21 protein-coding genes, 1 pseudogene and 1 riboswitch are annotated in these 22,702 nt (G+C 44.0%); of the genes and pseudogenes, 2 read left to right on the top strand and 20 right to left on the bottom strand.

Going from position 1 to position 22,702, the window contains the following annotated elements:
- Window positions 1–35 precede the first annotated feature (35 nt).
- The 19 genes from L1028_RS04490 to mscL form a co-directional block, all read right to left on the bottom strand.
- Window positions 36–1,472, bottom strand: a complete 1,437-nt coding sequence (locus tag L1028_RS04490; RefSeq protein WP_234531797.1) for an ATP-binding protein — start codon at window positions 1,470–1,472, stop codon at window positions 36–38.
- Window positions 1,473–2,189 (bottom strand): response regulator transcription factor, encoded by a 717-nt coding sequence (locus L1028_RS04485; protein WP_036676174.1) that lies wholly within the window; start codon window positions 2,187–2,189, stop codon window positions 1,473–1,475.
- Window positions 2,190–2,266: 77 nt separating this feature from the next.
- Window positions 2,267–3,529 (bottom strand): cytochrome c biogenesis protein CcsA, encoded by a 1,263-nt coding sequence (ccsA, locus tag L1028_RS04480; protein ID WP_234531795.1) that lies wholly within the window; start codon window positions 3,527–3,529, stop codon window positions 2,267–2,269.
- Entirely contained in the window at window positions 3,526–5,211 is a 1,686-nt protein-coding gene (resB, locus tag L1028_RS04475) for a cytochrome c biogenesis protein ResB (protein WP_234531785.1), read from the bottom strand. Before resB ends, ccsA begins: the two co-directional genes overlap by 4 nt.
- Window positions 5,211–5,732, bottom strand: a complete 522-nt coding sequence (locus tag L1028_RS04470) for a redoxin domain-containing protein (RefSeq protein ID WP_234531784.1) — start codon at window positions 5,730–5,732, stop codon at window positions 5,211–5,213. The genes resB and L1028_RS04470 overlap by 1 nt, the downstream gene beginning before the upstream one ends.
- Before the next feature lie 120 nt (window positions 5,733–5,852).
- Window positions 5,853–6,611 (bottom strand): pseudouridine synthase, encoded by a 759-nt coding sequence (locus tag L1028_RS04465; protein WP_234531783.1) that lies wholly within the window; start codon window positions 6,609–6,611, stop codon window positions 5,853–5,855.
- 20 nt (window positions 6,612–6,631) lie between these two features.
- Window positions 6,632–6,976 carry a peptidoglycan recognition protein family protein gene (locus L1028_RS04460; protein WP_234531782.1) on the bottom strand — a complete coding sequence of 115 codons (345 nt, stop codon included), beginning with the start codon at window positions 6,974–6,976 and terminating at the stop codon, window positions 6,632–6,634.
- Between the two features lie 66 nt (window positions 6,977–7,042).
- Complete coding sequence (locus L1028_RS04455) at window positions 7,043–7,531, bottom strand: spore maturation protein (protein ID WP_042190265.1); 489 nt, start codon at window positions 7,529–7,531, stop codon at window positions 7,043–7,045.
- Window positions 7,532–7,583: 52 nt separating this feature from the next.
- The gene (locus L1028_RS04450) at window positions 7,584–8,249 is read right to left on the bottom strand and encodes a nucleoside recognition domain-containing protein (protein WP_234531781.1); all 666 of its coding nucleotides are present in this window, start codon (window positions 8,247–8,249) and stop codon (window positions 7,584–7,586) included.
- Between the two features lie 36 nt (window positions 8,250–8,285).
- Window positions 8,286–9,485, bottom strand: a complete 1,200-nt coding sequence (locus tag L1028_RS04445; protein ID WP_234531780.1) for a D-alanyl-D-alanine carboxypeptidase family protein — start codon at window positions 9,483–9,485, stop codon at window positions 8,286–8,288.
- Between the two features lie 253 nt (window positions 9,486–9,738).
- A complete protein-coding gene (gene ytfJ, locus L1028_RS04440; RefSeq protein WP_234531779.1) occupies window positions 9,739–10,266 on the bottom strand; it encodes a GerW family sporulation protein in 528 nt (175 codons plus the stop codon).
- 84 nt (window positions 10,267–10,350) lie between these two features.
- Window positions 10,351–11,064, bottom strand: a complete 714-nt coding sequence (locus L1028_RS04435; RefSeq protein ID WP_234531775.1) for a DUF2953 domain-containing protein — start codon at window positions 11,062–11,064, stop codon at window positions 10,351–10,353.
- 183 nt (window positions 11,065–11,247) lie between these two features.
- Window positions 11,248–11,850 (bottom strand): SMC-Scp complex subunit ScpB, encoded by a 603-nt coding sequence (scpB, locus tag L1028_RS04430; RefSeq protein WP_042190273.1) that lies wholly within the window; start codon window positions 11,848–11,850, stop codon window positions 11,248–11,250.
- Window positions 11,819–12,610 (bottom strand): segregation and condensation protein A, encoded by a 792-nt coding sequence (locus L1028_RS04425; protein WP_042190275.1) that lies wholly within the window; start codon window positions 12,608–12,610, stop codon window positions 11,819–11,821. The genes scpB and L1028_RS04425 overlap by 32 nt, the downstream gene beginning before the upstream one ends.
- 134 nt (window positions 12,611–12,744) lie before the next feature.
- The gene (ribH, locus tag L1028_RS04420; protein ID WP_042194286.1) at window positions 12,745–13,212 is read right to left on the bottom strand and encodes a 6,7-dimethyl-8-ribityllumazine synthase; all 468 of its coding nucleotides are present in this window, start codon (window positions 13,210–13,212) and stop codon (window positions 12,745–12,747) included.
- Between the two features lie 36 nt (window positions 13,213–13,248).
- Window positions 13,249–14,502: a bifunctional 3,4-dihydroxy-2-butanone-4-phosphate synthase/GTP cyclohydrolase II gene (locus L1028_RS04415; RefSeq protein ID WP_234531774.1), complete on the bottom strand. Its 1,254-nt coding sequence runs from the start codon at window positions 14,500–14,502 to the stop codon at window positions 13,249–13,251.
- A gap of 62 nt (window positions 14,503–14,564) precedes the next feature.
- On the bottom strand, window positions 14,565–15,233 hold the full coding sequence (locus tag L1028_RS04410) for a riboflavin synthase (RefSeq protein ID WP_234531772.1): 669 nt from the start codon (window positions 15,231–15,233) through the stop codon (window positions 14,565–14,567).
- A 99-nt stretch (window positions 15,234–15,332) separates the two neighbouring features.
- Window positions 15,333–16,433: a bifunctional diaminohydroxyphosphoribosylaminopyrimidine deaminase/5-amino-6-(5-phosphoribosylamino)uracil reductase RibD gene (ribD, locus tag L1028_RS04405; protein ID WP_234531770.1), complete on the bottom strand. Its 1,101-nt coding sequence runs from the start codon at window positions 16,431–16,433 to the stop codon at window positions 15,333–15,335.
- A gap of 217 nt (window positions 16,434–16,650) precedes the next feature.
- Window positions 16,651–16,826: riboswitch (FMN riboswitch) on the bottom strand.
- Window positions 16,827–17,125: 299 nt separating this feature from the next.
- Window positions 17,126–17,530, bottom strand: a complete 405-nt coding sequence (mscL, locus tag L1028_RS04400) for a large-conductance mechanosensitive channel protein MscL (protein ID WP_234531768.1) — start codon at window positions 17,528–17,530, stop codon at window positions 17,126–17,128.
- Window positions 17,531–17,810: 280 nt separating this feature from the next.
- Between mscL and L1028_RS04395 the strand changes: the two are divergent.
- Window positions 17,811–17,975 (top strand): annotated as a pseudogene (locus tag L1028_RS04395) (DNA-binding response regulator); the annotation flags it as partial.
- Window positions 17,976–18,066: 91 nt separating this feature from the next.
- Here the strand turns inward: L1028_RS04395 and L1028_RS04390 are convergent.
- On the bottom strand, window positions 18,067–21,510 hold the full coding sequence (locus L1028_RS04390) for an LPXTG cell wall anchor domain-containing protein (RefSeq protein WP_234531767.1): 3,444 nt from the start codon (window positions 21,508–21,510) through the stop codon (window positions 18,067–18,069).
- Window positions 21,511–21,787: 277 nt separating this feature from the next.
- Between L1028_RS04390 and L1028_RS04385 the strand changes: the two genes are divergently transcribed.
- Window positions 21,788–22,546: a YwaF family protein gene (locus L1028_RS04385; RefSeq protein WP_234531758.1), complete on the top strand. Its 759-nt coding sequence runs from the start codon at window positions 21,788–21,790 to the stop codon at window positions 22,544–22,546.
- The last annotated feature ends 156 nt before the right edge of the window (window positions 22,547–22,702 follow it).

The following is a 22,702-nucleotide window of genomic DNA, read 5'->3' as shown; positions in this document are numbered from 1 at the left end:
GCTGTCAGAGGCGCTATCACACATTGTGTTTGGAATTACTGTTTTTCGACAGGAAGTCGTAGGGTAAAGGTTGTACTTTCACCCAATTTACTGGAAGCTGAAATGGTTCCGTGATGCGACTCAACAATATTTTTAACAATGGCAAGCCCGAGTCCCGTTCCACCTGATTCTCCCCGTACACGTGCCTTATCGGCTTTGTAGAAACGATCAAATATATACGGCAGATCTTCCTGCGGAATGCCGACGCCTTCATCCTGAATTTTAATTTCAAAATAGCGACGACTTTCTAAGACACAAGTTCCTGTATGAACTGTGATCTTCTTGCCACCCTGCGTATGACGAAAAGCATTATCGAGCAAATTGGTTAAGACTTGCTCTAGCTTATCTTCATCCGCCGCCTTAAGAACAAGGACATCGCTCTCTTTAGTTAGCTTCAGATGAATATCACGCTCTTTAGCACGTACGGAAAATTTGCGATACACTCGTTCCAGCAGTTCATTCATATCTACTTCTGCCTTCAACATATCCGTATGTCCAGCTTCCATTCGAGCAAGGTCGAGCAAATCCTTTACAAGACGTCCCATACGGAGTGATTCATCATGAATGACCTGAATCAGTTCACTGCTTTCCTCTGGTGAAGAAGCCATGCCGTCAAGTAAAGCCTCACTATACCCTTGCATCATCGATAATGGCGTCCGAATCTCATGAGAGACGTTTGCCACGAAGTCACGGCGCATTTTTTCGAGTCGTACTTCTTCAGTCACATCACGCAGAACAGCAACCACTCCGCGAATGCTGCCCTCTGAATATAAAGGTGCCATATGGACGGACCACACGCCCTGCCGGACATGTACATTAGAACGCTCATCGCCGCCTTGTTTCAACGTGCTCAAAAATAAAGGCCGCAGGGGAGGCGGAACATTACGATCAGCCGTTTCCGGATGAGGCTCAATATCACTCTCTTGTTCCCACTCTAAATCGCTCCAGCTCTCAAGTAGCGATTGGCCATGTGGATTGGTCAGAATAATCTGGCCCAGGGTGTCAAAGGTGATTACAGCATCACTCATGCTGCGTAATACACTGGATAGATGCCCCTTCTCATGGTGCAGACTGCGGATATTCTCTTCCAACTCCTCAGCCATATGGTTGAAGGAAGTTGCCAATTGACCGATTTCGTCGCTTGTGACCAGCGTCAGCCTTGTCCCGTATTCACCACGACGAATGTTGTTTGCAGCCTCGATGACACGTTGCATCGGTTGAGTGATCTTGGTAAACAAGAACAAAGCGAAGAATGTCGTCAAAGAAAATCCGATCATACACGTATACATAAATAAACGTTTGATATCGCCGGAATTAGCAAAGTTGCTGTCGATATAGGGAAGTAGAAACAACCCGAGTGTAATAAGCACGACAGCGACCAGGCAGATGATCGTGACCCACAGCTTGCCGACAAGACTTCTCCAGAAGTTCACTTATTTAGGTACCTCAAGTTTGTAGCCTACACCCCATACAGTTGTAATCATCGCCGCAGATTCCGGTGATACCTTATTCAGTTTTTCACGAAGACGCTTAACATGGGTATCGACTGTACGCAAATCTCCGAAAAACTCATAATTCCAAACATCTTTAAGCAGTTCTTCACGAGAGAACACTTTATCCGGTGAAATCGCCAAATAATGAAGCAGTTCGTATTCTTTCGGTGTCAGACTCACTTCTTCACCGCCAGCAGTTACCCGGTGCGCGTCATGCTCAATAATAAGATGAGTAAATACAATGTTATTACTGGAGTTGCTCTCTTTGGACAAAAATGCTGTTGCCGAAGAACGGCGCATAATGGCCTTCACGCGATAAATTACTTCGCGAGGGCTAAATGGCTTTACGACATAATCATCTGCGCCCATTTCAAAGCCCTGTACACGATTAATCTCTTCGCCTTTAGCTGTAAGCATTAAGACTGGTGTTGACTTAACCCCTCTGAGTCGGGTCAGCACTTCCATTCCATCAATACCAGGCAGCATAACATCCAGCAAAATTAGACCGTAGTCATTTGCTGTTGCTTTACGAAGAGCGATTTCGCCATCTTCAGCTTCGTCGATTTCATAACCTTCTTTTTCAAGATACATCTTTAGCAGGCGGCGAATGCGTTCCTCATCATCCACTACCAGAATTCTGTTTAAATGATCTGCCATTTCACAACAACCCCTTCATCAAATACAGTAGAACGTAACCTTAAATCCATTGTGCTGTGTTAGCAGGTAAACCATGCTCAGTCCGTCCCCGCATAAGAATGAAGTCCGGCGATGACTAGATTAACGCCAACTAAGGTAAACATTACGACCAAAAAGCCTAGAACGGCAAGCCAGGCAGATTTTCGCCCTTGCCATCCACGGGCCAATCGTAAATGAAGATAAGCACTATAGAAGAGCCAAGTAACGAGTGCCCAGACTTCTTTGGGGTCCCATCCCCAGAATCTTCCCCAGGCTATTTGCGCCCATATCATTGCAAAAATCAAAGCGCCTAATGTGAAAATAGGAAAGCCAATGGCTATCGCCCTATACGTTATCTCATCTAGATCGCCTTCATCAATCCCGTCCATAACCGGGTGAATCGCTGCGCCTAGTGGCTTGCGTACGATCAAGCGAAGGATTCCGTAAAGGAATAATCCGGAAAGAATCGACCAGATTACAGTATTAAACTTCCGACCAGCATTCACACCATTCATCCATGAAGGAGCTTCAAAGAGAGGTTCTTTCATGCCAAGAAACGACTGGAAGCTTTCAATTTCGCTATTGTGAGGAGCCACAATCGGCGGCATTCGATAACTCACTTTCTCTATTGTACTATTTTCCTGGCCTGTGCTGTCAATCGTAACGTTGGGACGGACAAAAACAGTCTCATAACCTGCTCCGCGGAAAGCAAAAACTGAACCCAGAAACCCAATTATAACAATGATTGAAAAGAGAGTAAATTCAATCAGTCTCTGTTGCTTACGGTCCGCCTTTTCTTTACTGGCAAAATTAACAGTCCGCAGCAGATACATCAGCCCTGCCGCAAATCCTACTGCAAAAAAGGATTCACCTAGTGCTGCCAGTGTTACGTGAATCTTGAGATAGTTTGATTGCAGAGATGGAATTAATGGCTGAACCTCCTGTGGAAATACAGCTGCGTATGCCATCACAATAATGCTAATTGGAACTGCAAACAGACCGAGAATAACTTTGCGATAGATCGCGTACATCACTGTAAAGGCTACCATAACCATCATGGATAAGAAAGTCATGAACTCATACATATTGCTGACTGGAATATGTCCTGCACCAAACCAACGTGTAAAGAAATAAATAAGATGAAAGATAAGCCCTATAGAAGAAACAATAAAAGCTATTTTACCCCATCGAGCAGTATGTTCCTCTGGCTTGCGGCCCGACCACTTGCGACCCATGATAGCGATAGTGAATAACATAAACGACCCGCTGTATAATAAGAATGCGGCAATAAAGACGGCACTGCTGATATCGAGCAAGCTCATGTGAGGCCTCCTCCATTATCTATTGATTTTTCATCGACTACCATATCTACTTTTTCTAAAATAGAAACGATCTCACGACGGAAACCGAACCAATTCTTATTCGTATGTCCTCCAAGTATTAGCTCTCCGTTTACAACGGTAAGCCAGATGCGTCTATGCTGCCAGTAAAATCCAAGGATTAAACCCAGCATCACGATTGCTGCACCTAACCATACAAAAGGCATGGCACGATCAATACGTATATTCAAGTATGTAGTCGATTCCGAAAAATCAACATCGCTCATGTTGTCCACTTCAAGCTCAAGAAATCTATTGCTGCCACCAAGCTTATCGTTAATAGCCCCCTGCTGAAACTGAGACTTATCTACCTGCTTAGGAAAATAGAAGTACTGCTGCCCTTCCGCTGGCAGATTCGGTCCTTGAATCAAGAATAAGAATGCAGGTGCATTCGGATAAGGCGACTTAGATATCGGCTGACCATCCTCATTTAGTCCAAAATCCATATACTTCTCTTTTAAAGTCATCGTATAGGGTCCCGCTGTAATCGTACGCTGCGGATTCTTCATATCCAGTTTGAATTTCCCGTACGACTCCCCAGTGGTGGAATTCTTAAGCACAGGCTGTACAGAACGCAGCACAGGTGTTAGATCATAATCAAACTGATACGCTTTCAATCCTTTATAATCCAAAGGTGAGTTTACTTGGATATTATGCGTTGTCACCTCGGTTAGCTGTGGTTCCTTAGTAGGATCTGCACAATCCGCGGTACATTTATATAACACTGCTTTAGTTTGGAATAATTTTGGAAGGATCTTTTTGCCTCGAAACTCCTCAGGCATCTCTTCATCCGTATAGAACTCTACGGTGAATTTCTCGTTTTTTAAATAGTAGGTAGTATCCGGAATCTGTGTAATCTCCCCTTGCGGGAAAGCAAGATGCTGATCCATGTTGAGACCCGGCAATCCTCTTGCCAGTACAGCAAGTAAAAAAATAATCAAACCAATATGTATTACGTAAGGTCCCCAGCGGCTGAAGCGGTGTTTCTCTGCTAACAGAGCTCCTCCATCCGTCTTGACTCGGTAGCCCTTTTTACGCATAGGCTGAACCACCCGAGCAACCCAATCTTCCGGTTCTTCTTGCACTTCAGTAACTAGCACAGCCTTTTGCCGAGTTAAGAACTGACGATGTTTCCGAATTTTTTGCCTAGTTAATGCCTTATATAGCGGAAGTACTCTGTCCAAACTACAAATGACTAATGAAGCGCCAATCATTACGAGTAGAGTCACAAACCACCAGGATTCGTATGTATGTGAAAGTCCAAGCTTATAGTAGATGTCCCCAGCTGTTCCGTACTCCTGCTTATAATAACTTGATGCATCAATATTAAGGAAAGTACTCTCCTGAGGGAAAATGGTTCCCAGCATAGAGCCTAGCAGTGTCAATACGATTAGATAAATCGCTATTTTGACAGATGAAAAAAAGTTCCAAACCCGATCAATAATGCTTGGATTAACACGCTGCGAACGACGGGCTACACCATCATAACGCATTTCCAGATTCTCGCCCCAGTCCGATTCTTTGCCAAGCGGCTTTCCGCATGCTTCACATAGAACAGTGCCTACAGGGTTCTGGTGGCCACATTCACATTTGGTATTGGTTATAAAAGCCTCGCGTTCACTCATCAATCCACCAGCTTCCCAATTTGATCATCTAGTGAATCTAAATCAAGCTGGCCAATATGAATGCTGTCAATTTTACCCTTTGCATTAATAAAAAAAGTAGTGGGGAGTGGAGAAATACCATAACTTCGCACAGCGTCTCGTCCCGTGTCCATCAAAATCGGAAAATCAATGTCGACTTGCTTCACAAAATTCTCGACAGTCATCTGATCTTCACCAACGTTGATTCCAATAACGACTACATCTTTGTCCTTCCATTTTTCCCATTGTGCTTGAAGAGCCGGCATTTCTTTTACACAAGGCGTGCACCATGAGCCCCAGAAATTCAGAACAATAGCCTTACCCTTATACTCTTCTAACGTATGCCCACGTCCGTCAAGACCCAGCAAATCAATGGCAGGTGCTTTACTACCTTCCTCTGGTTTTCCGCTTCCACCAAATACAGAGGAACCAATGGCATAACCACCCACTAGAACGATTAGAAACAGAATTACGATTTGAATTGGTTTTCTCGCTTTACCCACATGTAAAGCCCCCTTCTGTGACGCAACTCATACTTATGTTGTAAGGTGTGAACATCCTATGAACATTATAGCGAATTTCGTCACAGCATTAGGGGGTTTAATTGTGAATATTGTGTGTCTTTATGACTCTTTACGTGGAGTTCTTTCTTTTAGCAATCCTGCTTTGGCAATTTGCTGCAGATGGTTAATTTCATCTTTGGTCAAATGACGGTAGGATCCACGTTTAAGATTTTGCAGCATAATATCCCCGAATGAAATCCGCTTCAGACGGAGAACGGGGTGTGAAATCGCATCAAACATGCGTCGTACCTGACGGTTACGTCCCTCGTGAATCGTAATGCTGATTACTGCTTCTTTATTCACTTCATCAATATCTTTGTACTCTACTTCGGCAGGCGCTGTCATACCATCTTCCAGCTTGATCCCAGCCTTTAGCTTGTCCAGTGCGGTACCGTGCGGAATACCCTTGACCGTAGCGTGATACGTCTTAGGTACATGATGCTTAGGATGGGTAAGTAAGTTAGCGAAATCTCCATCATTCGTTAACAGCAGCAGTCCTTCCGTATCGTAGTCCAGACGGCCTACAGGGTAAACCCGTTCTGTAATTCCTTTAAGGTAGTCTGTTACAACCTTGCGACCCTTTGGATCGGAAGCACTTGTAATAACTCCTTTAGGCTTGTTAAACATAATATAGATTTTGTTTTCGCCCCGGATCAGTCTACCGGAGACTTTAATAATATCTGTTGCGGGGTCTACCTTCGTGCCAAGCGTAGTTACGAGTTCCCCGTTGACTTCCACTTTACCGGCCAAAATCATTTCTTCACATTTACGTCTGGACGCCACACCGGCCTGCGCCAAAATTTTCTGTAATCTTTCCATTTTCGACTAGTCACCTCAGATTAATGATAACCATCAGAGGGATAAATCACAAGTTCATTCCATGGAAAAAATGCTCCTGGGCAGTAATTATTGTGGGGTTCGATGATTAAAGGGTAAATTTGGTAGCGCTCTACCAGTTCTAAAATGAGTTTACCCGTGGCAAATAGCTGTTCCCTCCTTCCAGATAATGGAGGAATGCCATCTTCCCAGCTGAAATCACCTTCCAAGCAAATATGAATATACTCCGGATCGGTCAGCAGCGGCGCTGCATAAATGGCTCCGTCCACACCAACCCAGAAATCAAAGCCTTTGCCATTAATGGAAGTACAGCGAGATTGATGCAGAATAAAACCTTTGTAGTTCATGGCGGATTGCCTCCCTCCACATTGCTGCAATAGCATATGTTGAGAAAGGAAAGGGGGTGACGCCACCTACCCAAAAAGCAGGAGGCAAACCGCGATCGCGGCGACGAAGCCAACGACATCAGAGAAGAGACCTACCTTAAGTGCATAACGTCCGTTACGTACACCTACGGCTCCAAAATAAACCGTTAATACATAGAGCGTTGTGTCCGTGCTGCCTTGTATGGTAGAGGCAATCATGCCGATTAGAGAATCTGGACCATGAACGCGAATCAAATCGGTAGTATAAGCAAGCGAGCCTGTCCCTGTGAGGGGCCGCAAAAGACCGAGCGGCAGTACTTCTGGTGGTACGCCAAGTCCCCGCAAGGCAGGGGATATGAATCCCATTAGGAAGTCGAGTGCGCCCGATGCGCGGAAGACGCTGATCGCTACAAGCATCCCCACAAGATGAGGAATAATCGCGATTGCCGTTCCAAATCCATCCTTTGCCCCTTCAACAAATGACTCATACACCGGGACTTTACGCGTAAAAGCATAGAGCGGGATGAATGTAATCATGACCGGAATCGCCCATGCCGATAGGAGACTGATTAATTGGTACAAGTCATGCTCACCCTTTCAATGAAGAATTAGGCATCGACGTCTTGGCCAATGGAGCAGAACCGGACTTTGCTGACGGCGGCTTTGGAGGTTTACGCAGCATTGTCATCCTTCGGAAAAATCGGTCAGCTGCAATTGCCGCAAGTGTCGCCACAGCCGTTGCGGCGAGTGTTGTGCCTACTATTCCCGCAGGATCTGCAGAATTGTAATTCAAACGGATGGCAATTAGTGTCGCAGGAATCAGCGTAATGCTCGCTGTGTTAAGCGCTAGCAAGGTACACATAGCTGGCGTGGCCGTTTCTTTATCCGGGTTGAGCTTTTGCAGCTCCTGCATCGCTTTGATGCCCATAGGTGTAGCCGCATTGCCGAGTCCCAGCAAATTAGCGCTCATGTTGGAGAGAATATATCCGATTGCAGGATGGCCCTTCGGCACATCTGGAAAGAGGAAGGATACGATTGGGCCAAGTATCTTGGCTATTTTTTTAAGCAAACCAGCATCCTCTGCGATACGCATGATTCCAAGCCAGAATACAAGCACACTTATTAGGCCGAAGCTTACTGTAACCCCACTCTTGGCTCCGTCGAATACGGCGGCAGTAAATTCATCCATTCTGCCGTTAACGGCGGCGAACAGAAAACCGATGATGATCATTCCTAGCCAGATCCCGTTAATCATGGATACGCCTCCCTCTTCATTATTCAGCCTATCTGTTTACTTGGCGCTTTCGCCCAATTTAAATAACGCCTTCAGTGCACTCCCTATAGCCTGAAACCAATTATCAGCAGGATAAGCGTGTGCTTGGGTTGTGCTATATTTTTTAATATAAGCGGATTCCTCAGGAGGTAAGGACTCTCGTGTATACACTGGAACCCGGCCTATCTCTTTGCCACCTAGATCTAGAACGAGAACCCCTTGCAATCCAAAGTTTGATCTTGCAGTTTTGGCTGAAGCCGCAGGGATCTGATTTAAGAGAAGTTTGGTGGTCACTCTATCCTGCTCGCCTTGTCCGAGCGGATAGGCAAATTTATTGGCTGTCACGAAGTTATAACCGCTTACGGGGTCCCCACGTTCGATTAATGTCTTTAGCGGATAGTGATTAAACCCAAAGTTTAGCAGTGAGGCATGATCATTCCAGTCATCACCATCATTTATGGTTACTGCGACAAGCTGCTGGCCATTTCTGGTCGCTGAGCTGACAAGGCAGCGTAGCGCTTTTTTGGTATACCCTGTCTTCACACCGTCTGCACCCTCATATAAGTACAGCATTTTATTCTTGTTTCTCCACTTGTAGTCCCATTTCTCATTTGGATTGTCCGCAGTTTTCTCCTGCGTCTTCACAATCTCCTTAAATACAGGATTATGAAGGGCATAAGCCGTCAGTACAGCTAAGTCGTTAGCACTCGAATAATGGCCTTCAGCATCTAGACCATGCGGATTAGCAAAATGAGTATTTTTTAATCCGAGCTCTTCAGCCTTATTGTTCATCAGGTATACAAACCCTTCTTCAGAACCGCCGATATGCTCAGCGATCGCTGTTGCCGCATCATTCCCTGAACGCAGCATTAGGCCATACAGCATATTTTCCAGCGTCATCTCTTCACCCTGCTGTAAATAAATAGAGGAGCCTTCTTTGGCGAAGGCATTTTTTCCGACTTTAACCTTGGATGCTAAATCACCGTTCTCTATGGCGACAAGGGCGGTCATTATTTTAGTCAGACTGGCAATAAGCATAGGCTCATCTCCTCGACTGCTATACAAAATACGCCCGGATTCCACATCAATCAGCGCCGCTGCCCGTGCATGCGTAGATATGGAGCTGTTCTCCGCATGAATCAAAGTTAGCGGTGTCAGAAACAGCAGCAAAATGCTCAGTAATAAGGCGATTGGAAATTTACGGGTTATTGTCTTCATATTTATCCTCCGGATTCTTATCGGTTCTTAAGTAAAGTCATTCATTTCATGCTTATGTTGTACAAGTGTATGCGGACCAGCCTTAGGGTATGTCCTCTCCTTCACGATGTTCCACACAAAATATCCCCACAAAGTGAGGCTTTGCTTCGATGCATAATTTGTTGGGGCCCCAAATTTACTTTCTGATACGTAAAAAAGGGACATCGCCTGATGTAAGGCGATATCCCAGAGGCTATTTAAAGAATTATGTGTACTAATGTGTTGAAGCTTGTGATGTACTTGGATCAGGTTTAGGAGGTGTTTGTGTGGCTTGAGCAGTAGGTGTGGCTTGAGCAGTAGGTGTGGCTTGAGCAGTAGGTGTTGCCCCAGCTTGACTTGAGGAACTACTGCTTTGGAACATGGTTTGAATTTTGTCGATGAGCCCTGGTGTGGCATCGATGATTTTCTCGAACAAATGCGTTTGATTGTCGAGTGGCACAATGTTTACTCCATCCTTGCGAACCACTAGAAAAGCGATCGGTCTGATGGAGACACCGCCACCGCTACCACCACCAAAAGGTAGCATTTTTACACCGCCTTGGGAGTTTGATCCACTTATAGAATCCTCTACTCGATAATCACTACCCCCTGCTGCAAACCCAAATGCCACTTTACTAATCGGCAGAATAATACTACCGTCAGGTGTCTGAACTGGATCTCCAACAATCGTATTAACATCTACCATACCCTTGATATTTTCCATCGCTGTTTGCATTAGACCTTGAATAGGATGGTCGCTCATATTGTTTCCTCCTTTAATTGAGAACGATTTCTCTTGCTTCTACAGCGCTTATCATCCCCACTTCTACTCATTTGTATGTAACTTTCAATCTAAACTTTGCCCGCGGGCCTCCCTGCGTATCCGTTTTAGCAATTTTCTCCAATTACTGATTCCCCCGGTCTCTCTCAAGACACGTAGAAAAAGCTGCAACAATGCGTATACCGCGTAGGAAACAGACAATTTACCCTCACATACGAACTCCATTGAAAAAGAATGCCCATCTTGAAAAACAGGCTTCACAAACACTCGTGGATTGTGTTTCAATTTGACCCACTGCGAAATAAATCCAACGATGCTCCATTTGAGTCCCCACACGGCTCCTGATGCTATGGCAGTGTCCGCTGCATCACCTAGTGAGAAATCCGTGGACCAATCGAGCTTAGATATTTTGACATGAGATAAGGTTTGCTTAAACCATTTCTTCAATCCACGTGTGGATTTCGCTGCTAATTTTACGTTGTCCCGCCAGTGCTCAATTCTTTCTTTATCGAATTGCTCTTCCTTTACAGTATCAACACCTGTAGTCGCGGTACCCGTCTCTTTAAACTTCCCGATCACGCCTTGCTCCAATCCCTTAAAGACCAATCGGGGCAGCTCATAGTGGAGTTTGATCAGACCAAAAAGAGTCTTAACATCTAACTCGAGCAGGTCATTTTTGTCATGTTTATAGCACCGAATGCGGAAATCGATAGATGAAGACAGAACCAGGATCATTGCCAGTACCAGCAGTCCGAGGGGAATTCCAAGCCATAACGTCACGTATTTACCTCCAAGAAACCTTAATTATGGGAACCTTTGGTTTAGTATGGCAATATAAGGTGGAAAAAATTCGGGTTTTGGTTAAAAAATGTGGCTCTACAAAAAAATAGGGACTGCCCATAAACCATATGAATGGTTTATGGGCAGTCCCAGCAATACAAATTATTGCGAAATAACAAAAAACTATGGTTGCTCAATATCCTCGAACGTCATTTGAGTATCCAGCTTATTGAACAGTAGCTGCGTCTCCTCTTCCAAATTATCAGTGGATTCGAAGTTTGATGGTTCAGGCAGCTCATTCAGACTTGCGAGGCCAAAGCTCTCCAAGAATGATTTTGTAGTCCCATACAAGATTGGGCGTCCTACAGCCTCAGCACGGCCAACCTCATGGATCAAATCCTTGTTATTCAGCGTATGAATTGCACGTTCGGATTTCACGCCACGAATTTCTTCGATCTCCACCCGTGTAATGGGCTGACGATAGGCCACGATCGCCAATGTCTCTAATGCGGCTTGAGACAAGGTTGATCTTGAAGGGGAATAAGCTAATCGCTCAAAATAATGGGCATGCTCAGGCAAGGTAGCCAGCCGATAATTCCCGGCGATTTGGACTACTTGTAACCCCCGTTCCTGTGTTACATAATCCTCTTTCAGTTCTTCTAATGCACCAGCTGCAAGCTCTGGCCGCTGCTCTGTAATTTCGGCGACTTGCCGTACGGAGATCCCTTCATCACCTGATAGAAACAACAGGCCCTCAATAATCGATTTCAGCGTTTTGTAATCCATTGAAGTGTTCTCCTCCTCTCCACTCCATTACGATGTCCTCAAACAATTTCTCCTGATAGCAAAAAATCGCCTTCATTTTCATTAGTTCCAGAATCGCAAGAAAAGTTACTACGATTTCGTGCCGCGCCATTTCATCGTGAAGCAATGCTGAGAAATGGAGCCTTCCGCCCTTCCCTCTGCGCTGAAGCGCATCCGAGACATCACGTATACGATCTTTAACTGATATTTCGTCCCGGGTGATCCGTTGGTAAGAAGACCTTCTTGCCGCCTTACTTAGTGCTTTACGGAAAGCAGCTATAAGGTCGGAAGTATGTAGTCCTTTTAGCGTATGGTCAATCTCTTCAGGCACATATGGGCCCAGATCCTCCGGCTCCTTCGTAAAAATCAAGCTCCGCTCGCTCTCCATATCCATTAAATGAACAGCAATACTCTTGAATTTACGATACTCAATCAGTCGCTGAACGAGTTCAGCTCGTGGATCAAATTCATCTTCTTCGTAATATTCAAAATCATCGATCTCAATGACCGGTGGTTTGGGCAGCAATAGCTTGCTCTTTATAGATAATAGGGTTGCGGCCATCACGAGAAATTCACTCGTAATATCCAGTTCAAGCTCCTGCATACTTCGCAGGTATTCCATATACTGTTCGGTGATCTCGGCGACCGGAATGTCCTGGATGTCGATTTCCGCCTTATCAATTAAATGCAAAAGCAGATCCAGCGGACCTTCAAACGTTTCCAGCTTGTACAATACAGTCACGAAGCATCCTCCCGCCAAAAAAGTAAAGTGCAGCGCCCAAAAGGACGCTACACAAGTAGAAAGGGCTCTATAATCCATGCTTTCTTCTTATACTATAAATAAGCACGAATTCGACTGATTCGTCAATAGCTGTCTTACTTAAACAGTTTGTTAAGATTCGCCATTTCAATCGCAGCAGTCGCAGCATCCCAGCCTTTATTCCCTGCTTTTGTTCCTGAACGCTCAATGGCCTGTTCAATATTCTCAGTAGTTACTACGCCAAAAATCGTCGGCACGCCGGTTTTAAGATTGATCGCAGCTACCCCTTTAGCAACTTCATTACATACATAATCATAGTGCGTTGTAGAGCCACGGATAACGGTTCCTAAAGTGATTACAGCATCGTATTTACCGCTTTCCGCCATTTTTTGAGCGATCAACGGAATTTCAAACACGCCTGGAACCCAAGCAACATCTACCTCATCATCGTTAGCACCATGACGTTTAAATGCATCAAGTGCACCTGACAAAAGCTTGCTAGTAATAAATTCATTAAAACGTCCTACAACAACTCCGTATTTTAACCCCTCGGAAACTAAATGTCCTTCTAAATATTTCGGCATATCATTCATCTACCCTTCGTTTTTTATGGTGTGTGATTATACTTTCGAATCCTCATTTTGTTCAATGTCGTCAAAAGACAGCAAATGACCAAGTTTCGCCTGCTTCGTATGGAGATAATTAGTATTATCCTTATTCTCTGGCATTTGAATTGGCACTCGCTCAACAACTTCCAACCCATAACCTTCCAACCCTTTGATCTTTCGAGGATTGTTCGTTAAGAGACGAATTTGACTGATACCTAAATCCTTCAGAATTTGTGCTCCAATCCCGTAATCACGCAAATCTGCTGGAAAACCAAGCTTTAGATTGGCATCTACAGTATCGAGTCCTTCTTCTTGAAGCTTGTAGGCTTTAAGCTTATTAATAAGACCAATGCCTCTGCCTTCTTGACGCATATAGAGCAACACGCCTCTACCAGCAGCTTCGATCTGCCGAAGTGCTGCTTCAAACTGGGGACCACAATCGCAGCGATGGGAGTGGAATACGTCACCCGTCAAGCATTCGGAATGTACACGTACTAACACTGGCTCATCACCGGAAATATCGCCCTTCACTAATGCTACATGTTCTTTATCATCCACTTCATTTGTATAGGCAATGGTCTGAAACTCACCGAAATCAGTAGGCAGACGTACAGACACCTCGCGATTGACGAGCTGTTCCTTCTCGTTCCGATAGTGAATAAGATCTTTGATGCTGATCAGCTTAAGATCATGCTTCTTAGCAATCTCTACCAGATCAGGCAACCGGGCCATTGAGCCATCTTCTTTGATGATTTCACAAATCACACTGGCTGGATATGCGCCACACATACGGGCTAAATCAACAGCAGCCTCTGTATGTCCGGAACGGCGCAGTACGCCACCTTTCTTCGCAATCAGCGGGAACATATGGCCAGGTCTACGGAAATCAGATGGCTTCGCTTTAGGGTCAATCATGGCCTTTACAGTCAAGGATCTTTCCCCCGCTGATATACCAGTAGTTGTATCTATATGGTCAACAGATACAGTAAAGGCTGTGCCGTGATTATCTGTATTGTGGCTGACCATAGCCTGCAGTTCAAGCTCTTCCGCACGCTCTGCGGTAATTGGCATGCAGACCAAACCACGTCCCTCAGTGATCATAAAATTGATGACTTCTGGTGTCGCCCGTTCAGCAAGAGCTATAAAATCCCCTTCATTCTCACGATCTTCATCATCCACCACGATGATGACTTTGCCGCGCATTAAATCATATATCGCTTCTTCAATCGGATCTAAGACACTATCCTTCGTCGATTGCTCGCTCATGATCCTAACCTCCTAATAGCTTTACGAAGGATTATTTCCTTCTTCGTATGCGTACTCATTATTTAAACAAATCCGTTTGCCGCCAAGAAATCACGACTAATCCCGGAGCTGCTATCACTTTCTTCATCCGGTGCAGCTGAGCCATAATGAAGAAGATGATCTACATATTTGCCCAGGACATCACACTCAATATTTACACTATCTCCTGCCCGCTTATAAGTTAGCACAGTTTCCCCTAGCGTATGCGGAATAATGGATACAGTAAGCGATGAAGCCGTCGTCTTTACTACTGTTAAGCTAATGCCATCAATCGTGATCGACCCTTTAGGGATAATATATTTAAAAAGCGATTTGCGATCCGGCGCAATCTCATAGACTACTGCATTCTGATCACGTTTTACGCTTTTGATGACAGCAGTGCCATCTACATGCCCCTGAACAATATGACCTCCAAATCGACCACCGGCTGCCATTGCTCGCTCTAGATTCATCCGACTGCCAGGACGCAACTCCTTCAGGTTACTGTTTCGATAGGTCTGAGGCATGACATCCACTGTAAAATAGTTCTCGCCTAAAATAGTCGCTGTAAGACAGACGCCATTAACCGATACGCTATCACCAATCTTCAAATCATCCATGATGACGGAAGCGGCAATGTTTAGCACCATCATTTCTCCACCGGTGGAGACACTTCTCAGAGTGCCAACTTCTTCGACTAATCCAGTGAACATGCTTTCCCTCCTTAAAGTTTTGTGAGCTTAACTTCAAAGGAAATACTCCGTGCAAAACTCGCTTCGGAAGCATACGATTAAGTTTTGAAACCATTCACTTTAGCGTACCGGAGTACCGCTGATACATACATTATCTCCGAGCACTTTTACTTCCAATCCCTCCAGAGAAATCGCATCCTTCATCAGCTCTACACCAGGAAATACGAACGTCCCTTTCGCTTCAGCACCACCGCCAACAATCTTTGGAGCGAAAAAGAGAATCACTCGATCAACTAGCCCACTCTCCAGCATCGCACCATTTAGCGTGCCTCCGCCTTCAAGTAAAATCGATCCAATTTCCATTTCACCAAGCGTGACCATAGCAGCCTTCAAATCTACCCGTGGTCCTGCTCCGCTAACAATGATTTGCACACCTGCTTGAAGAAGTGCTGCTTTCTTTTCAGCATCTGCGGCTTCAGTTGTCACGATGATCGTAGGCGCTAGACCGTCACTTACAACTGCTGAATCCAAAGGAATACGTAGTCCAGAATCAATCACAATCCGTATCGGGTTAATACCCGGCACTTCCGTTCTTGTCGTCAGTGAAGGATTATCTGCAATAACTGTGTTCACACCGACCATAATTCCCTGATGCCGATGCCGCAGTGTATGTACGATCTCCCGCGCTTCTCCATTTGAAATCCATTTACTGTCACCAGATTTGGTAGCTAGGTTACCATCCAGCGTGCTGGCACTTTTGAGCGTGACAAAAGGCTGTTTTGTCAAAATATACTTGATAAAACGCTCATTCAACCGCAGCGCACGTTCACGCAGCAACCCTACTTCTACTTCAATGCCATGCTCACGCAGCATTTGAACGCCGCGACCCGCAACCTGAGGGTTAGGGTCTTCACAAGCGACAACCACTCTGGCTACTCCCTCGTCGATCAGCCTTTGGCTACAGGGCGGAGTCTTGCCATAGTGACTGCACGGTTCCAGTGTTACGTAGGCAGTGCTGCCCTGTGCTTGACCGGCCGCCATATTCAAGGCATGAACCTCAGCATGACCAGTTCCGCGCTGCAAATGAGTTCCAAGTCCAATCATCGCTCCATTCTTTACAACAACACAGCCAACAACAGGGTTAATTCCCGTCTGTCCTTGGGCCCGTTCTGCCATATCCAGCGCTAACGACATATAAAACTCGTCATTCATATTATCCATCTCGTTCCCCCTATCCACTTACTGTCTATCTAATGCGTAAAAACAGAAAAACCCATCTCATTCTCCAGGAGGAGTAAAGATGGGTTATGCGAGAGTTTATCGGCAGTCCAAATAAAGTGTGCGTAAATAACCGTCAAAACCGACGGCAATTGTGAAATATCGCACATAATAAATGAAAACACTGCAGTCCACCTGTCTATTACAGACAAGCGGTTAACCTCTCCTTCTTCCATCCAGACTATACTGTCGGTCCCGGAATTTCACCGGGTCCACCGTTCGCGTCAACAACGCGAGCCGGGTAGCGGACTAAGTGTGGTAGATACACTTAATAAATAAGCACTCTACAACAACATCACCGCCGGTAGGGAATTACACCCTGCCCTGAAGGATTGATCCTTTATTTAATTGAGGTTCAAGTTTTCCTTACTAACAAAATTATCACTTACACCTTCGAAATGCAAGTGCGTTTTATATATTTACTTAAAATTTGTAACTTAATTCTAAGAGGTATGGTGATTACAAGAAGAAATGACATGGTTTTATATTAACAAATTCTCACGAGGATTCGGCTCTATCTTATACATCCATCCCTTTCGTTGGGCTAAGCCCATTCCATAAAATTACGTAAAAAGAAGAAAACCAAAAAGCGCCTGCACTGTATCTCTAAGCGCTTTTTGGTTTTCTTTTTCCAATTACAATCCGCGTTCTTGTTGTTTCAACAAATCACGAATTTCCGTTAGCAATACGATATCTTCTGCGGGTGCCGGCGTCTCCACCACTTCAACTTTAACGGCTTCTTTGCGCTGGAATTTATTAGCCAGTTTAATTACCATAAAGATTGAGAAGGAAATAATAAAGAAATCAACTACCGCCTGCAAAAATTGCCCATAAGGGATAATTAGTTCATTATGCATAACCATGACACTTAGAGCCCGATCCTTCAGATCTATACCACCTGTTATCAAGCCAACAATTGGCATAATGATGTCAGATACTAATGAAGTCACAATCTTACCAAAAGCTGCTCCAATAACGACAGCAATGGCTAAATCTAGTACATTCCCCTTCAGGGCAAAAGCTTTAAACTCTTTCCACATCTTCCAATTCTCCTCCAACCTATTGAATTTGAAATTATTATAGCATAGCCGCTTCCCAAATCTTAAGGCTTGTTAAGAATTCTCCTGTTAAATAAAGATTACGTCGTATGCTATACAGACAACTTTCTCCAACAATTAATCTCTGGTATCTGGGCAACTATATGATAGCTTTATGTTATTTTTGTTGTAGTATGATTACTTTACAAGCAAGAAAGGACGCTGAATCATGCACAACGCAACACCGCTCTTGGTTGGCGACGAAGCCGAGATTATTAAACTCATGCAGATCCATCTGGAGAACGAGAGATACCGCCTGTTGACTGAATTTCCGATTATTATGTTATCTGCTAAGGGGCAGGGACTAGATAAAATCACTGGACTCAGTGTAGGTGTGGATGATTATGTTACTAAGTCCTTTAGTCCGCTGGAGCGAGTGATTGATGTTTGTGGAGATTTTTCGAGTTTTTAACAACCATAATAAAGCACCCGACATTTTTTGCCGGATGCTTTTTTTTATTTCTATCTCGATTTACTAACTACCTGTTTCCCCTCCGTTTGAACTTACGGTTTAGAATAAAGCCAATGGCTATTAATCCGATACCTGTCATATAGAGCGGTGCAGGGCTACTTTCTCCCGTCTTTGGAAGCTGAGGGGCAATTGAAGTGCCGTTGTTCACTGTACCTTTCGGTACTTCCTCATCAACAATGTCGACGTCACCCAATGGAACATTTTCATCTGTAATAACTAAATCCGGAATTTCTACCACTTCTGATGTCGCGGATTCCAGACCAGTCGTATTCCCAGGGCCAGCAGGTACTGCCGGATCATTAATGATTACTCCTGGCACCAGTGAACTCGCAGGTGTAGGTATCAACGGACCTCCTGGGGTTCCTGAGGTTGGTGTTGACGTAGGTGCTGCTGTCGGTGCTGTTGACGGAGTAGCCGTTGGTTCCGTTGAAGCTGATGGTGTTGCGGTTGGCACTATAGTTGGTTCTGGCGTTGCAGTAGGCGTAGAGTCAACTGCTTTTTGATTCGTAATTACGAGTTGATTCGTTGATGAAGAATGAATGGACACTGGATGCTCTGTAGAATCAAGTACATAGCCACTAGGAGCTGTCGTCTCAATCAATACGTAGTTACCCAACCATAATTTATTGAATGTTGCTGTACCTGCGGAATCTGTGGTTAAGCTATTAATAAATACCCGGTCTGAGCCGTTTAGACGATAGAGTGCAAAAGTCGCATCTCCCAGCGTCTTTAAGTTGTCCTCTGCATCCAGCTTCTTGATCATCAAGGAGCCTCTAACCCCGCTGCCTGATCCTGATCCACTCGACACACCGACGATAATTTCTTTAGAAGATTCTTTGCTTATTTCGATAACATTAAAACCACTGAAACGAACAGTATTAATAACTTTGTCTCCTGTATTCGCCATAATCAGGGATTGATAGTCGAGAATATAAGGTTTACTAATCTCCTTGGCGAAGCTTAAATCAAACGACTGCTTGCCGTCTACATCCGTTTTTATTTCTACGCTGTAATCGATACCCTGAATCAATTCAGGTCCGCTTTTTGTTACATCCCCGTTTTCAGCTACGTTTGTAGGATACAGATGGAATGAATCCTGCAGCAGAATCTGATTAGCACTAGGAATATCTTTGATTAACGCATTCTTCACAGTAGACTGACTACGATTAATTTGAATGCTCCAATCAATTTTTTCGCCATTCTGAACACCATTTTTCAAGAGATATTCGTCTCCATATGGAATCTTTACGGTAGCGTTCAAATCCTTGGATACCTTTTTGGTCCCATCATAGAGATTGGCTTTATTATCAATAGCAGTGCCGATAACTTTGCCTTCAAGACTGATATGAAATTCTATATAATAAGCGGACTTAATAGCATCTGTAAAAGAGAGCTTCAGCTCATTTTTACCATTAACACTGTAAGTGTATTTGCTACTGTTTACCTCGACACCTTTCGTTGGGTCTCCATTCTTAGCAACATTCATGGTGTACACTTTCAGCGATCCAGGAACCAGGGTTTGACCCGATTTCAAAATATCCACGACCTCTGGCTCTGCAACCGTTTTGTTATTATAGTTGATCCCTAATGTCCAAGCTATTTCTTTAGTCGAAGCATTATAGGAACCAAATTTCAAGCCATTACTTTTCACTTCATCTCTTGGGATAAATAGCCCTTCTGCTTCTGTGGTGCGGGGAATTTCGGACGTGTCTATCCAGTCCATCCTAACCTTGTTATTGAAATTTTCAGTATTAGACCAAATCCAATCTTTATTAAACTCTGTGGAATAGCTGATTGTATAAGTTTCAGAAATCTGCGATTTAAAGACTATCTTGAACCCTTTATTAGACTGAACAGGGGTATTGTATACTAAACCATAATCGGCAGGCTTTAATATACTTCCCTTCGAATTTCTAATTACGAGTGATTCCGGAATAAACTTCAGTCCTCCAAACGGGAATGACTCGGTAACTTTAACCTGGCCCATTGGATAGTTATCACTGTTCAATGTGACTTTCCACCCAACCGTTTTATTCTGATAATCTACGTCTGTTAAGTTCTTATACAAAATGGCTGATCGTATTAAGCGCATGGCCTGTTCAGTGTACGTACTGTCCGTTACTGTATTCGTGATGCTGGCATCTTCAAACACACGCTTTACAGCTTTGGTCTTATATTCGATTCGATAAGGGGATGTTACATCTTGTTTAAATTGCAAGGTGAACCCTGACTTATTCACGTCTGACGCCGCAACTACAGTGTAATCAATATCCTTGGTCAAAAGATTACCCAACGTTGCTGTACCCGCTGAATCCAGTTGCACCGTGTATACTTTTATCGAATTGGCTACTAACGCTTGAGAATCATTAAACAAATCCTTTAGTACAGCATTTCCTTGCGGAATCGTTTTTTTATTATAGTTATATTCGATTGCCCAAGAAATGATTTGATTGTTCCAGTCATATCCGCTAGAGTACTTATTCAAACTTCCTCCTCGTTCTACTTGAACAGTAGCAGAGGAACTTGCAGGAACTTGCCCATCTCCTGTAAAAGTCGCTGTATTCGTGAAGCTTAGCTGATGCTCGTCAGTAATAGCTGTGGAGTATTCAATACGGTAAGCACTCGAAATCGCAGGATCAGTGAAACGAACATTTAACGATCCTCCAGTGAACTCTGTAGTATATTTACTGGCATCGAGTAATGCACCTTGTGTTACCGAACCGTCCAACTGGATACTCAGTTGATACACACTCACAGTGACCGGAGTGCTTAGTGACAAACCTGTTGGTATAGGGTCCGTTACGGCTGCATTTCCAACAGTTTTTAATAATTTATTTACATCAACAGACCATAAAATATGGTCTGCATTAAAACCCTGAGGAATCCCCCTCTTCTCAATGGTCGATCCTACACTCGGTTTAAAATTCACAGTAACCGTCTGAACACCACCGCTCACCGGAAATAAAATTTGCTGAACAGTACTTCCTGAGATTTTTTGTTTATCAAACTTAGTATTGATCCGAAGCGTTCCTTGCACGTCATCATGCGTTTCTATGTAGTCGTTAAAGGTCATTGTTACTTGGTGTGATAACTGCTCAACTGTAAAAGTTCCTACATCTCCATCCTCTGAGACCAACAAGCCGTTAATATCATTAAAAAGCTGAAACTGCTCTGGAAGCTGAAAGGTAAAGGTGTCACCTTGCTTGTACGGATGAGCTTTAGGAAGAGACCACGTATAATCTAATGTTACATTAGCTTCTTGCTCATAGACGCTATCCGTGACCGTTTGCCCGTCTGCACCATATACAGCCATTGAGACACTGGTGATGATATTCCGCTCCTGATCGATTGCTGCTGCTTTTACTTGTGGTATGAACCCGATGCCATAGGCATATTGCGCTACAAGCATCAGAATAACGATCATCACACTTATTCTTTTCTTTAACATCATCCTAAAGCCTCCAATTCCTTTTCCAATTTGATTTTTCTGTGTTTGTATCCCCTCTTGAAGCGTAATCTCTGCCATTCCTCATGCTCGAATGCTTCTTATGTAATTCCGCGCCCATCGCCCTATCTTATGTTAAAATAATGAAAAGCCATCCTTTTGTGGGTTAGTTGACAGAATGCATACATATATAACCATTTTATGGATGTTTAGAAACAGAAAATCTCAAAAATTCACAAAGTTATTTTTTGAAGTACTTTTCATGTACGAAGGAGGTTGGTTCATGCATTTTTCATCTTACCTTGATCGGCAGCGTACGGAGGATTTCATTATGTTTTCCCCTTCACATTGGATTGCTCTGTCTATTATTACATTGGTTTGTATACTGTTTTACAGTCTAAGATTCGAAATTCGGACTGATGTGAAACTTCGGCAAAGTGTGCGCTTGCTGCTGATTATTATTCTTATGTTCTCAGAAACAGGACTTCAAATATGGTACTTCTCTCAAAGCGTATGGCAATCCAGCAGCTCACTTCCGCTCGAACTATGCGGAATTACTTTACTGCTATCCGTTATCATGCTGATAACTCGCAGCCGAACACTTTACTCCTTTCTTTATTTTGCTGGGATTGGTGGAGCATTCATTGCTTTAATCACACCGAATCTGGTCTATCCGTTCCCTCATTTCCGATTTCTACTGTTCTTTATAGCACATGGTGGTATTGTGCTCGCTTCTCTTTATATGACCTGGATTGAGGGCTATAGGCCCACTTGGAAATCTCTCCTGTTCACCATGCTTGGACTAAATATTGTGGCCGCTTGTGTGTGGGTCGCTAATTACATCCTGGGATCTAACTACATGTTCCTATCTCATAAGCCCAGTACTTATTCTGTATTGGATTATTTCGGGCCTTATCCTTATTACCTGCTTGTTGAAGAGTTGTTTGCCTTCATTGTGTTTCTCCTCATGTATTTGATATTCTTCTGGATGCCAGAGCAGCGTAAATCGAGACGTAAACGAATAAGCCGGATTCCTTATTAAATCAAGTATGGTGTAAAACTTATTTTTTCTTATACTCAATCGAGTAGGAGGAGGCGGTAAGCCTCCGTCCTCTCACACCACCGTACATGCGGGTCCGCATACGGCGGTTCCAAAAGGTTAACAAAGTTCCAGATAACGTGAAAGCAGACTTTTCAG

The organism is Paenibacillus pseudetheri (genome assembly GCF_924513355.1).
Lineage (GTDB): Bacteria > Bacillota > Bacilli > Paenibacillales > Paenibacillaceae > Paenibacillus_AQ > Paenibacillus_AQ pseudetheri.
The sequence above is the reverse complement of the archived record's forward strand: the minus strand, read 5'-3'. Positions and strand labels throughout refer to the sequence as shown.